The organism is Pandoraea nosoerga, assembly GCF_902459585.1.
GTDB classification, from domain to species: domain Bacteria; phylum Pseudomonadota; class Gammaproteobacteria; order Burkholderiales; family Burkholderiaceae; genus Pandoraea; species Pandoraea nosoerga.
Map to the genome: position 1 here is coordinate 129,884 of NZ_CABPSC010000003.1, position 13,027 is coordinate 142,910.

Annotated in this window: 13 protein-coding genes; 5 read left to right on the top strand and 8 right to left on the bottom strand. The window is 66.6% G+C overall.

Annotation, left to right across the window (positions count from 1 at the left end; all coding sequences use genetic code 11):
- The first annotated feature begins 132 nt into the window (after positions 1-132).
- Complete coding sequence (locus PNO31109_RS05505) at positions 133-597, top strand: cupin domain-containing protein (RefSeq protein WP_150554633.1); 465 nt, start codon at positions 133-135, stop codon at positions 595-597.
- A 15-nt stretch (positions 598-612) separates the two neighbouring features.
- Here the strand turns inward: PNO31109_RS05505 and PNO31109_RS05510 are convergent, their stop codons facing one another.
- The gene (locus PNO31109_RS05510) at positions 613-906 is read right to left on the bottom strand and encodes a hypothetical protein (RefSeq protein ID WP_150554634.1); all 294 of its coding nucleotides are present in this window, start codon (positions 904-906) and stop codon (positions 613-615) included.
- Positions 907-1,216: 310 nt separating this feature from the next.
- On the opposite strand from PNO31109_RS05510, the gene kefF reads away from it, so the two are divergent.
- Both kefF and kefC read left to right on the top strand, forming a co-directional pair.
- Positions 1,217-1,978 (top strand): glutathione-regulated potassium-efflux system oxidoreductase KefF, encoded by a 762-nt coding sequence (gene kefF, locus PNO31109_RS05515; protein ID WP_150554635.1) that lies wholly within the window; start codon positions 1,217-1,219, stop codon positions 1,976-1,978.
- Positions 1,978-3,912 carry a glutathione-regulated potassium-efflux system protein KefC gene (gene kefC, locus PNO31109_RS05520; RefSeq protein ID WP_150554636.1) on the top strand — a complete coding sequence of 645 codons (1,935 nt, stop codon included), beginning with the start codon at positions 1,978-1,980 and terminating at the stop codon, positions 3,910-3,912. The genes kefF and kefC overlap by 1 nt, the downstream gene beginning before the upstream one ends.
- Positions 3,913-3,993: 81 nt before the next feature.
- On the opposite strand, the gene PNO31109_RS05525 is transcribed toward kefC, so the two are convergent.
- Positions 3,994-4,437: a hypothetical protein gene (locus PNO31109_RS05525; RefSeq protein WP_174966278.1), complete on the bottom strand. Its 444-nt coding sequence runs from the start codon at positions 4,435-4,437 to the stop codon at positions 3,994-3,996.
- A gap of 321 nt (positions 4,438-4,758) precedes the next feature.
- Here PNO31109_RS05525 and PNO31109_RS05530 point away from each other — a divergent pair, with 321 nt between their 5' ends.
- Both PNO31109_RS05530 and PNO31109_RS05535 read left to right on the top strand, forming a co-directional pair.
- Entirely contained in the window at positions 4,759-6,081 is a 1,323-nt protein-coding gene (locus tag PNO31109_RS05530; RefSeq protein WP_150554637.1) for a TIGR00366 family protein, read from the top strand.
- Between the two features lie 123 nt (positions 6,082-6,204).
- Positions 6,205-7,107, top strand: coding sequence for a ferritin-like domain-containing protein (locus PNO31109_RS05535; protein WP_150554839.1), 903 nt, complete (start codon positions 6,205-6,207; stop codon positions 7,105-7,107).
- 119 nt (positions 7,108-7,226) lie between these two features.
- Here PNO31109_RS05535 and PNO31109_RS05540 read toward each other — a convergent pair whose 3' ends face one another.
- The 6 genes from PNO31109_RS05540 to PNO31109_RS05565 form a co-directional block, all read right to left on the bottom strand.
- Entirely contained in the window at positions 7,227-7,652 is a 426-nt protein-coding gene (locus PNO31109_RS05540; RefSeq protein WP_150554638.1) for a DUF4148 domain-containing protein, read from the bottom strand.
- Between the two features lie 272 nt (positions 7,653-7,924).
- Positions 7,925-8,872, bottom strand: coding sequence for an SRPBCC family protein (locus PNO31109_RS05545; protein ID WP_150554639.1), 948 nt, complete (start codon positions 8,870-8,872; stop codon positions 7,925-7,927).
- Positions 8,856-9,212 (bottom strand): ArsR/SmtB family transcription factor, encoded by a 357-nt coding sequence (locus tag PNO31109_RS05550; RefSeq protein ID WP_150554640.1) that lies wholly within the window; start codon positions 9,210-9,212, stop codon positions 8,856-8,858. The genes PNO31109_RS05545 and PNO31109_RS05550 overlap by 17 nt, the downstream gene beginning before the upstream one ends.
- Before the next feature lie 55 nt (positions 9,213-9,267).
- Entirely contained in the window at positions 9,268-10,179 is a 912-nt protein-coding gene (locus tag PNO31109_RS05555; RefSeq protein ID WP_150554641.1) for a bestrophin family protein, read from the bottom strand.
- Between the two features lie 263 nt (positions 10,180-10,442).
- Positions 10,443-11,372: a 3-hydroxyisobutyrate dehydrogenase gene (gene mmsB, locus PNO31109_RS05560; RefSeq protein ID WP_150554642.1), complete on the bottom strand. Its 930-nt coding sequence runs from the start codon at positions 11,370-11,372 to the stop codon at positions 10,443-10,445.
- A 23-nt stretch (positions 11,373-11,395) separates the two neighbouring features.
- Positions 11,396-12,895 carry a CoA-acylating methylmalonate-semialdehyde dehydrogenase gene (locus tag PNO31109_RS05565; RefSeq protein WP_150554643.1) on the bottom strand — a complete coding sequence of 500 codons (1,500 nt, stop codon included), beginning with the start codon at positions 12,893-12,895 and terminating at the stop codon, positions 11,396-11,398.
- Positions 12,896-13,027: the final 132 nt, after the last annotated feature.

A 13,027-nucleotide genomic window follows, 5' to 3' on the forward strand; every position in this document is an offset into this window, starting at 1 on the left:
AACGCCGTGCGTCCCGTTGCGGCGCATGCCCACCCGCCTCCATGGCGGGCGGGGTGTTGCCGCATCCCGCAAGTCGTTGACCGCGGTTTCCTTGTTTGAGTGGCTTCACATCCCTGCAAAGGAAAAAAGAACATGCGCCGCCATGCCCTGCTCGTCGCACCCGCCGCGCTCGCCGCTTTCGCTGCGGGCTTCCTCGCTTCCCATTTCCTGCCGAGCGCGAACGCGCAGGCCACGGCCCTCACGGCGCAGATCATCGACGTCGGCGCCATGACTGACGATCAGATCGGCAAGCTCGTGCCCAATGTCGGCACGCTGCGCACGAAGACGCTCGTCGCCACCCCCAACGGCACTGTCGCCGTGCAAAGCGGCAACGTGCCGCGGCACACGCATCAGGAGGCGGACGAGATTCAATACGTGATTTCCGGCAGCGGCACCTTCTGGCTGGGCGACCAGCAGCGCGAAGTGCATCCGGGCGACCTGATCGTGATCCCCCGCGGGACCGTGCATGCCGGCTCGCAGAACACGAGCGGCGAATTCAAGGTGCTCGCGATCAAGCTGCCGCCGCAAGCCCCGAACGATATCCAGTTCGTGAAGTGACTGGCGCCGTGCGACTCAGCCGAAATTTCGGTTGAGCCACACCGCCCCGTAGCCGAGCGCGAACATCGTGAGCAGCAACGGCACGGAAATGCGCAGCACCTGAATGGCGAGCGGACGCGGCGGCAGGCTGTCGTCCTGCGGCATGCGTCCCGCCTCGTGCAGCGCGCCGGTGCACAACGCGGCCGCCACGGCGCTCACGAACACCCAGAACGTCTGGTTGTAGAGCAACGCGACGAGCAGCAGCGTCAACGCGACGTTGCGACCGTGATAGATGAGATTGACGGCGGTACGAAAGGCTTGCGGCGACATATTCGTAGCGCGCCGGTGCCTGCGGCGAAGCCGGTCCGGCGCGAAGGTACTTGTTGTTCGTCCCTGGATGGGCAATGCGCCGGCGGCGCATCGCGACCCTCGAAAGCGCTGTGAAGGCACCCAAGCTTAATCAGGCTTAACGGCTTTCGCCAGCGCAGTCTTTAACTTGTGAGATGCCGGCCGCATGCCGGCGTCGCACTGGTCGCAAGCCAGTCAGCCGCAATCCCGCCGCAGGTCAGCGGCGTGTCGCGAAGGCGCGCGGCATCAACCCATGCCTTTGGGGCCATGCCGGGCGACAGACGAATGCGGTATGCTCGCTCGCATGACCTTCCCCGCTCCGTTGCCAGCCCCCTTGCCGACTCGTTTCCCGGACTCCGCCGACACCGGGCGCGCGTCCGGGCGTGGCGTGTACGTCATCGTCGCGCACCCGCGCTGGCGCGACTCGCGCGTCAACCGGCGGCTCCTCGCCGCGGCCCGCAGCATCGCCGGCGTCGACGTGAACGACCTCTATTCGACCTACCCCGACTTCAGCATCGACGTGGCCGCCGAGCAGCGACGCGCGGCACACGCCGACCTGATCGTGCTCGTGCACCCGATCTACTGGTACAGCATGCCGCCGCTGCAAAAGCTCTGGCTCGATGAAGTGCTGTCCTGGGGGTGGGCTTACGGCCACGGCGGCCACGCCCTCGCCCACAAGGACCTCTGGCTCGTGGCAAGCACGGGCGGGCCGCAGGCGAGCTACCGCCCCGAGGGCTACAACCGGCACGACTTCGCGGACTTCCTGCCGCCATATGAGCAGACGGCGCGGCTGTGCGGCATGCGGTTCCTGGCGCCGCACGTCTTCCATGGCGCGCGCCGCAGTGACGACGCCGCGCTCGACGCCCATGTGAGCGAGTTCGCCGGACGGCTCGCCACCTATCCGCAATGGCCAGAGCTGATCTCGATGGCCGAGGCCCCCGAGTGCGAAGACATTCCCGTGGCGGACCGTCCGCGCTGCCAGACCGGCGTTGCCGACGCGGTGGCCGCCTCGCCGTCCGGGGACCAGGAAACCGACGCCGGGAGGCATGCCTGATGGAACACGTTCCCGCCTGGTTGCTGGCGAGCCTCATCTATCTCGCGGCGGCCGTGATCGTCGTGCCGCTTTCCCGGGCGTTGGGCCTGGGTGCGATCATCGGCTACCTCGCGGCGGGGATTGCCATCGGCCCGTGGGGACTCGGCCTCGTCTCGCGCGTGGAAGACGTGCTGCATTTCGCCGAGTTCGGCGTGGTGCTCATGCTCTTTCTCGTCGGCCTCGAACTGGAGCCACGACGCCTCTGGAACCTGCGCCGGCCGATTTTCGGCTGGGGCTCGGCCCAGGTGCTCGGTTGCGCCGTGCTGCTGTTTGCAGCCGGCGTCGTGCTCGGCGCGCCGTGGCGCATCGCGCTGGTGGCCGCGCTCGGCCTGGCGTTGTCGTCGACCGCCATTGCGTTGCAGGTCATGGCCGAGCGCAATCTGCTCGCCACCCCGAGCGGGCAGGCCGGCTTCTCGATCCTGCTGTTTCAGGACGTGGCCGCCATCCCCATCCTCGCGCTGCTGCCGCTGCTCGCCGACTCGGTCGACAGCCATGTGATGACCGGTGCCGAGCGCGCCTTTGAAGCGCTGAAAATCGTCGGCGTGATCGCGGCCATCATTCTGGGCGGGCGGCTCGCCCTGCGCCCGCTGCTGCGCTGGATCGCGAACAGCCGCACACCGGAGATCTTCACGGCCGCGTCGCTGTTGCTGGTCGTCGCGATTGCCGCACTCATGCAGTGGGTCGGCCTGTCGATGGCGCTCGGCGCCTTCCTCGCCGGCGTGCTGCTCGCCGAAAGCGAATACCGGCGCGAGCTGGAAACCGACATCGAGCCGTTCAAGGGGCTGCTGCTCGGCCTGTTCTTCATTGCCGTGGGCATGAGCATCGACTTTGGCGTACTGCTCACGCAGCCGCTGCGCATGATCGCCGTGGTCGTGGGCTTCATGCTGGTGAAGGGACTGGCCATCTACGGCCTGGCGCGCATGATGCGGCTGCCGTATCAGGAGCGGCCGATCTTCACGCTGCTGCTCGCCCAGGGCGGCGAATTCGCATTCGTGGTGTTTCAGGCGGCCGGCCCGCAGGTGCTGCCGCCGGCCGTGTCATCGTTTCTGATCGGTGCGGTGGCGCTGTCGATGCTCGTCTCGCCGCTGCTGCTCGTGGCCATCGACAAGTGGCTGCTGCCGCGCTACAGCCTCAAGGGCTCGCCTCGCATGAAGGAGATCTCCGAGCCGCAATCGGCCAGTGTCGTGATCTGCGGCTTTGGCCGCTACGGGCAGATCGTCGGCCGGGCGCTGGTGCCCCAAGGCGTGTCGATCACGGTGCTCGACCATGACCCGGACACCATCGAGAGCCTGCGCCAGATCGGCTTTCGCGTCTTCTACGGCGACGCCACGCGGCTCGATCTGCTGCGCATCGCCGGCGTGGCGAGCGCGCGCGCCGTGGTGGTGGCCGTGGACGACGTGGACCAGTCGCTGGAAATCGTGGACCTGATGCGCGAGAACTTCCCACACGTGCCTATCGTCGCGCGGGCGCGCAACGTCGGCCATCTGTTCCAGTTGCGCGATCGCGGCGTGCAGCACATCGAGCGCGAAGTCTTCGAGTCGTCGTTGCGCAGCGCCCGCTCGGTGCTCGAAGCGCTCGGCTGGCCGGCAGCCGAGGCGCGCGAGGCGACGATGGCGTTTCGCCGCGCCAACCTCCAACTGACCGACGAAATGTATCCGTCGTACCAGGACCGCAACAAGATGATCGCGACAGCGAAGGAGGGCCGCCGCCAGTTCGAAGAGCAAATGAAGCGCGAACGGGAACAGCGCCGTGCGCAACGGCAGGTCACGTTCGGGTGGGACGACGACGGCGCGCCGGACGCCACGCCGATACCCCCGTCGGCCGCCGGGACCTCGCGAGACTCACAGACCCGACCGGGCTCGCACGACGCGTCCGGAAACGAGCCCGGCGCCTGACGACGCCGTCCTCGCACGCGGGGCGAACTGTTTTGCCATCCGAAACAAATCTTCGACAAACACCCGTGCGAGCTCGCCGGCTCACATGGCCCGGGCGAACCCGTCGAATGGACGGAAATGGCCGTCTGCCGGCACGGTCGCGTCGGCGCGCAGACGCGCCTCGGCCTCGGCGCCGGCCAGGCCGCGATAGTACAGATGCACGGCGATGGCCGCCGAATAGCGGCGGATTTCGACCAGCGTGAGGTGCGCGTGCTCGGCCGACGTGAACATCAGATAGGGCGAGTCCTGCTCGATCAGGCCCGCGACCTGATGCAGCCCGTGGCGATGCAGCACTTCGGTGAGTTCGTCGCGGCTGCGGTGCGTGTTCGCATCGGTGGCCGGGTACATCATGCGCAGCAGCGCGAGCGGATGCTCGGCGCAGGCCATCGAGAGCGCCTGCGCGACAGCGTGACTGTCGAGCGCCGTGGCCACGGCGTCACCTTCGGGACGATGCTGCGGAAAGAGTTGCTCAAGGGTCAGCGTCATGATGAGTCCAGTGCAAGAAGGCTGCAAAACTGCGACAGCGGACTCCACAGTCTAGTGAGTCGGAAACGCCCGATAAACGCCGCGGCGTGAAGACCTGCGTTGCGCGCGCCGCAACAATTACCAAATATTTCGCGCCTCCTCGGCCTCGCGCCGGTTGTCTCCGGCACTCCCCTTGCTCCCCTTGCTCCCCTCGCTCCTGACCGCCGGCCCGCCCCACGCGCCATTCTCATCGTGCATTACGCAGTTTTACTCAATGTGCCGAAGGCAGCCCGCATGCGAGAATTCCGCGATTAACATGTTAACTATAAGGAAGAGGCAGTCGTGATCAAAGGTATTTCCCGTTTCTTCACTCAGGTCGTGCATCGGTTTCTGCCCGATCCGCTCATCTTCGCAATCTTCCTCACCGTCATCACGTTCGCGCTCGCGCTGGGCTTCACGCCCAAGACGCCGGGCGAACTCGTGCTGCTCTGGGGCTCGGGCTTCTGGAATCTGCTCGCATTCTCGATGCAGATGGCAATGATTCTGGTGACCGGTCACGCGCTGGCCAGCTCCGCACCGATGAAACGTGCGATGGCCGCGCTGGCCGGCGCGGCGCGCTCCCCCGCGCAGGCCACGATGATGGTGGCGCTGCTCGCCGGTGTGGCGTGCGCCATCAACTGGGGCTTCGGCCTCGTGCTCGGCGCGATGTTCGCGCGCGAAGTCGCGCGCCGCGTCAGGGGCACCGACTATCGGCTGCTCGTCGCCTGCGCCTACATGGGCTTTCTCACGTGGCACGGCGGGCTCTCGGGCTCGGTGCCGCTCGTCGCCGCCACGCACGGCAATCCGATGGAAAAGGTAGTGGGCCTGATTCCGGTCTCGCAGACGCTGTTCACCGGCTATAACGCCTTCATTACGATTGGCCTGATCGTGATGCTGCCGCTGCTCGCGCGCGCGATGATGCCGCGCCCGAACGAGGTCGTCTCGATCGACCCGAAGCTGCTCGTCGACGAGCCGACGCACGAGCGCGTGCTCGGCCCCGACGCGACGATCGCCGAGAAGCTCGAGGAAAGCCGCCTGCTCTCGCTGCTGGTGTTCGCGCTCATCGCCGCCTACCTCGTGATTCGCACGCTCACGAAAGGCTTCACGCTCGACATCGACACCGTGAACCTCGCGTTCCTCGGTATCGGCATCTTGCTGCACCGCACGCCGATGGCCTATGCTCGCGCCGTCGCGAACGCCGCGCGCGGTGCATCCGGCATCATGATCCAGTTCCCCTTCTATGCCGGCATCCAGGCGACGATGGACCACTCGGGCCTCGCGGGCGTCATCACGAACTGGTTCATCGAAATCGCCAACGTGCATACGTTCCCGCTGCTCGCCTTCCTCAGCTCGGCCGTGATCAACTTCGCCGTGCCCTCGGGCGGCGGCCACTGGGTGGTGCAGGGCCCCTTCGTCATGCCTGCCGCACAGGCGCTCGGCGCCGACATGGGCAAGGCCGCCATGGCCATCGCCTACGGCGAAGCCTGGACGAACATGGCGCAGCCGTTCTGGGCGCTGCCGGCGCTGGCGATTGCCGGCCTCGGCGTGCGCGACATCATGGGCTATTGCGTGACGGCGCTGCTCTTCTCGGGGGTGATCTTCGTGGCCGGGATGTACCTGTTCTGACGGCGCCCAGGGCCGCACGAAGAGGTTTCGCGCGGCCCGCCTGCACGGCGCGCCCGTATCGCTTGGTGATATGATTTTTGCCGACACCGACAAGACTCATCACTGATGCGATATCCCGAAACGATGTCCGACACGCTGGCAGTTGCCGTCACCGAAGCCGATCATGTCATGCGCCACTGGCAATACGATGTCGATGGCCAGATCCGGATTGGTTCGGAGTCCCACAAGCGCATGTTTTGCCACATGCTGCTCGAGTCGCATAATCCATACAAGCCTGCGATCATCGACTGGCCGGTGTTGCCTCCCGACGCGCTCAAGCGCCTGACAGCCCTGCCCATCTGGGACATCGCGGTGCAAACGGAAGGTCGCGCGTCGATTCGTGTCGCCACTTACGCCGCAACGGTGCAGGACCCGCTGTTGCGCAAGGCCATCGCCATGGACGCGGACGAAGAGGCCCGTCACAAGGTGGTCCTGTCCCGACTCGTCGAGGCGTATGGCATCGAGCTGGCCCCGGAGCCCGCCTACCCCGCTCCCAAGGACGCCGAATGGGCGTGGATGAAAACCGGCTTCAGCGAGTGCATCGACAGCTTCGTGGCCTTTGGCCTGTTCCGCTCGGCGCAGCGTTCCGGCTACTTCCCCGAGGCGCTCGTGGAAACCTTCGAGCCGGTCATCCAGGAAGAAGCACGCCACATCCTGTTCTTTACCAACTGGGTCGCATGGCATCGCCATAATCTGCCGCGCTGGAAGCGGCCGTGGTTCTATGCGCGCGTCGTGGCCGTGTGGATCACGCTGGTGTGGGAGCGCCTGGCGATCGCGCGCGGCATTGACACCGACGGCGTGGCGCGAGACTCCAACTTCCTCGTAACGGGCACGGCGGACATCGGCGAGTCGCTCAAGCCGCGCGAACTGATCAAGCTGTGCCTGGAAGAAGATGCGCGCCGCATGGACGGCTACGACAAACGCCTGCTTCGTCCAACCTTCGTGCCGAAACTCGCGCGTCTCGCGCTGCGCTTCATGCGAGGCTGAACCACCTTGGCGCCTTGCCGTCTCGGCGCCTCACGGAACACGCACAAAAAAACCGCCCCGGACTCACGTTCGGGGCGGTTTTTCATGGCGATCGGACGCCGGTGGCGTCCATCATCCGATCAGCTGCCTTGGCTCACGTCCAGCTCACCGGCAGCGCGAGCGCGGGCCAGTTCCTGCTTCACGTGCGCGCGCGACACGCTCGGGCCTTGCGAGGCGACGATCGGATAGTCGAGGTCGTTCTGCGCCATCAGGCCTTGCGCGCGCGCCTGCGCCAGTTCGGTCTTCACTTCGGCGCGGCTCTTCGCCGGCCCCGAAGCGACGTACACGGGATAGTCGGCGTCGCCGTGGGGGATCAGGCCTTGCGCGCGAGCCTGCGCCAGGCCGGAGAGCACGGCGGCACGGGTGAGCGGCTGACCCTGCGAGGCAACCTCGGGATAGCGGTTGCCGTTTTCCGCGGCGAAGCTGCCGGCGGCACCTAACGAAGCCACGGTTGCGATAAGCGCGACTCGGGCAACCCGGGCGATTGCGATGTTCTTGCGGTTCATTTTCCTGACTCCTGTCAAGTTGCGACGACTATGTTTTGAATTGCGCCGTCGATGGAAGGAAGTTTAGGACTGGCCGTTGCAATGAAAAACGCGATATTCGTCCACGAACTATTGCGTTTTTCGATGAGAATCGAAGTCCCTAATGAAAGCAGCAGAGGCGTGCATTCCGGGTACATTCCCCGGCGGCATTCCGGAGCGTGAGAACGCCGCGGCGCGCCGGTGCAACGACGCGCCGCGGCATGGACGGAACGCCCGTTGGCGCGCAGGCCCGTTCAGTCGACGAGCGATGCGCCCAGAGCGTCGAGCAGGAAGTTCGAGCCGCGCTCGCGCGAGCCGGCGTCGTCGTAGCCATCGAAGAAGGCTCCCTGCTCGGTCATGATGACGTGCGTGCCGCCATCGCGCGGCTTGAGTTCGAACGTCGCCAGCGACGCCGAGATCTTGCGCTCGTCCAGGTGCATTTCGTATGCGTAGACAACCCGCGCGTCGGGGACGACGTCGAAGTACACCGCGTCGAACGTCGACACCATGCCGCTCGTCCAGCGCGCGCGGGCCCGCTCTGTTCCGCCGGGCCGCACATCCATCGACCGCTCGATCAGCGTGAGGCCGTCGCCGCGCGCGAACCAGCGATCCTTGGCTTCACGCTCGGTCAGCGCGCGGAACACCCGCGACGGCGAAGCCGGATACTGGCGCTCGATCCGGAAGCTGCCGTGCACCACGCTTCGCTGCGAGGGCGCGTCAAGCTCGCGCAGCACCTCGCGACCGAGCTTGTCGAGCGTCTGCTTCCAGCCTTCGCTGGCGCCTTCGGGCATCCAGGCGTAGGCGGGGTCGTGAACGGTATAGCGTTGCTCGACTTCCAACCGGGTGCCGTCGCCGGCGTCGGCGAACGTCGCCGTCGTCAACGCGCCGAACAGCGCGTGTCCTTTCACGTCGCTGACGTTCATCTCGATCACGAGCCGTTTGAGCTCGTCGATCTCGACGAAGCGGCCGCGAATCCAGTGCGACTCGCCTTCGGGCGACTGCATGCGCAGCTCGAACACACCGCCCTCGCGGGGCTCGACCGTCGCTTCGGGCACGGTATAGCCGAGCGGACAGAACCAGCGCTTGACGGCGTCCGTCGTCGTCCACGCACGAAATACGGTCTCGCGCCTGGCAGGGTATGTCCGGCCGATGCTCAACGGGCGCGGCGAGCCGCCGGCCTTTGCTTCACTTGTCGTCCTCATGAACCTCTCCTTCGGGCGGCAGGCTGGCCAGATACTCGCCCAATCGGTCGAGATGGCCCTCCCACTCGTGACGGCGCTGGTTGATCCATCGCTCTGCGAGGCTCAGCGCCTGGGGTTCGATCCGGCACGTGCGCACACGGCCGGTCTTTTCGGTACGCACCAGCCCGGCGCTCTCCAGCACGGACAGGTGCTGCATGACCGCCTGCAACGACATCGACAGCGGCTGCGCGAGCGCACTCACGGACGCAGGCCCCTGCGCGAGCCGCACGAGCATCGCGCGGCGCGACGTGTCAGCCAGTGCCTGGAAGGTCAGATCGAGGGCGTCGTCATGGTCAAGCATGTACTTGAGTATATAGATTCGAAAAAGTAAAGCAAGGACTTTAGTATCAGGAGCCTCAGGTGACGATGTGGTGGTCGTGCGGCCGCACCTGGGCCGTGTGCTGGCGATGGAGGATTTCGCGCAGCGACTGCTCGATGGTCTCCGTCATGGCGTCGAGCGCGAGGTCGTTGGCTTCCATGCCGAACGGCTCCTCGATCTCGGCGCTCACCGCTTCGAGCGCGAAGAACGTGTACGAAATGAAGGCGACGATCACCGGCGTCATCGGGCCGATGGAGTCGACCAGTCCGAACGGCAGCAGCACGCTGTAGAGATACGTCACTCGATGCAGGATCACGCCATACGTGAACGGAATCGGCGTGGTCGCGATCCGCTCACAGCCGCCGATGGCCTCGCCCATACGATCGAGGTGCATCTCCATGACCTGCGCGAGCGGCGCGTCGATCTGGCCCTCGAGCCGCCGCTCGCGCAGCCATTCGCCGGCAAGCAGCAGCAGCGCGATCGGCTTGAACCGCTTGCGCGCGAGGCACGCCACGTCCTCGGGCGAAAGCAAGCGCTCGAAGTCGGCGCGGGCGTCGGTGCCTCGCAGTTGATGACGCATGCCGTGCACGAACGCAATCAGGTACGCGACGAAGCGTGGCGAATCGGCCGTGTCGGCGATCAACGTCATCGACTGACGCGCCAGCGCCCGCGTCTCGTTGAGCACGCTGCCCCAGAGCACGCGCGCTTCCCAATAGCGGGCATAGCTCGTGGTATTGCGAAAGCCGAGAAAGATCGCGAGCGTGATGCCGATGAGCGAGAACGGCACGAACGTGAGCGGAATCTTCCATTCGAAGATGCGCCCGTGCGCGACACTCACGAGAATCGAAATGATCGTGGTGAAGACGAGCTGCGGGGCGATCTTGGGCAGGATCGAGCCGCGCACGACGAAAAGCATGCGCAGCCAGTGCAGATTAGGGCGGACGATCATGATGACGAGAGGCTCGCGAAGCAAGCGAAGACAGGCCGTTGGCGGGAGCCGCGACCCGCGCCGTTGCGCCGCGATGATACGCCCATATCGACGGGTTTGAAATGGCCGCGGCCAATGTCGTGCGCCACCGCGCACTGCCGAATGCCGCCGACTGCCCCCCAATGCCGCCGCCCCGCCCTGCGGAGCTCGGCTGAACGAAACGCCCGTGGGCCGCGAGGCCGACGGGCGTGCGCCCTTCCTTCCTTCGCGAAGACCCGCGCGGCCTACTTCACTTCGAGCGCCTGCGCGAGCGTGACCGGGTCCTGGAAGATGCTCGAGAAGTCGAGCGCGCCGTGTCCGTTGGCGCGATGCACTTCGAAGATACGCCGTGCCAGATCGCCGAGCGGCGTGGCGACGTCGCTCGCCTGTGCCGCCCCGTGCGCGAGGCGCAGGTCCTTGGCCATCAGATCGGTGGCGAAGCCGCCGGTGTAACCGCGCGAGGACGCCGCGTTCTCCATCACGCCCGGGCACGGATTGTAGACCTCGAGCGTCCAGTTGCGCCCCGAGCTCTGCTGCATGACCGCCGAGAGCACCTTCGGATCGAGACCGTTGGCGATGCCCAGGCGCAAGGCTTCGCTCGTGCCCGCCATCAGGATGCCCAGCAGCATGTTGTTGCAAAGCTTGAGCGTCTGCCCCGCGCCGAGCGGACCACCGTGGTGAATGGCCCGGCCCATGCTGCCCAGCAGCGGCCGCATGCGCTCGACGAGCGCGGCGTCGCCGCCAACCATGAACGTGAGCGTGCCGGCCGCCGCGCCGGCCGTGCCGCCCGAGACCGGCGCGTCGAGCAGCAGCGTGCCCGGGCGTGCGAGCGTGGCGATCTGGCGCGGAATCTCCGGCGGCACCGTGCTGCTGTCGATCAGCACAGCGTCGGCCGGCGCGTTGGCGAGCACGCCCGCCTCGCCGCTGTACGCCGTCAGCACGTGCTCGCCGGCCGGCAGCATCGTGATGACGACCTGCGCGTCGCGCACGGCGTCGGCGATCGATGCGCAGACCGTGCCGCCGGCACAGGCGAGCCGCTCGAGCGCGGCGGCGGACAGGTCGAAGCCGCGCACCGCATGCCCGGCACGAACCAGATTGGCCGCCATCGGGCCGCCCATGTTGCCCAGGCCAATGAACGCGACGCGCAGGGCGCCTTGTTGTGTTTCACTTGCCATCGTCTGTCTCCCGAGAAGGCGCGTTACTTCAGCGTGATCGTCGTGTTCACGCCGGCAGGCCCGGTGCCGCGCGCTTGCCAACGCGCGGTGACGGTCTTGGTCTGCGTCCAGAAGAGGATCGCCTGCTTGCCGTTCGGGCCGAGGTCACCGAGCTTCGACGCGCGCGAGCCCGTGAAGCTGAACCATGCCACCGGCACCGGAATCGGCAAGTTGATGCCGACCTGGCCGACGTCGATCTCGTTCTGGAACTGACGCGCGGCGCCGCCGTCCTGCGTGAACAGCGCCACGCCGTTGCCGTTCGGGTTGGCGTTGACGAACGCAATCGCCTCCTCGAGCGTGTCGACGCCCGTCATGCACAACACTGGTCCGAAGATCTCTTCGCGGTAGATCGACATGTCGGCCGTCACGCCGTCGAAAATCGTCGGACCGACGAAATTGCCGTCCGGCGCTTCCTTCACCGCATGGCCGCGACCGTCGAGCAACAGCTTCGCGCCCTCCTCTACGCCGGCGCCGATGAGCCTCTCGATGCGCGCGCGCGCCTGCTTCGACACCACCGGCCCCAGATCGGCCTTGCGATCCGTACCCGGGCCGACCTTCAACGCGCGGGCGCGCTCCACGAGCTCCGGCACCCACTCGCGCGCCTCGCCCACGAGCACCGCGACGGACGTGGCCATGCACCGCTGCCCGGCCGCGCCGAACGCCGCGCCCAGCAGATGGTTGATGGCCTGCTCGCGGTCCGCGTCCGGCAGGATCACGCAGTGGTTCTTCGCGCCCATCATGGCCTGACAGCGCTTGCCGGCATCCGACGCGCGGCGATAGATGTGCGTGCCGACGTGCGTCGATCCGATGAACGAGATGGCCTTGATATCGGGGTGATCGCAGATGGCATTCGCAATGTCGGGGCCGCCGTGCACGACGTTGAGCACGCCAGGCGGCAGGCCGGCCTCGAGCGCCAGCTCGGCCAGACGCAGCGACGCGCTCGGGTCCTGCTCCGACGGCTTGAGCACGAACGTGTTACCGGTGGCGACCGCCAGTGGAAACATGAAGCACGGCAGCATCACCGGGAAGTTGAACGCGGTGATGCCCGCGCACACGCCGAGCGGCTCGATGAGCGTGTACACGTCCACGCCGCCCGCGGCGTTCTGCGCATACTCGCCCAGTTGCAACGACGCGATCGAGCAGGCGTGCTCCACGACTTCGAGGCCGCGTCCGACTTCGCCCTCGGCATCGGGCAGCGTCTTGCCGTGTTCGCGGGTGATCAGTTCAGCCAGTTCGCCCGTGTGATCGCGCAGCAGTTGCTGGAAGCGCAGCATCACGCGCATGCGGCTCGCCTGCGACGTGTTGCGCCACGTCTTGTAGGCGGCCTTCGCCGAGGCCACGGCGGCGTCGAGCTCGTCGGTCGTGGCGAACGGCACGCGCGCGACCACTTCCTGAGTGGCCGGATTGACGACGTCGCGCCACTGCGTCGACTTCGACTCGACGCGTTTGCCGTCGATGAGCAGCGGAATGGTGGGTAGGGACATGACACGCTCTCCTGATCGAACGAATACGGGGATTCGGGGTTGTCGGTAATCGGTTTCGCTGGGTGGCGGCGCCGCCCGCCCGGGGGGGAGCAAAGGCAGGCGGCGGCGCCGGCACTTCAAAGATAGGCAATC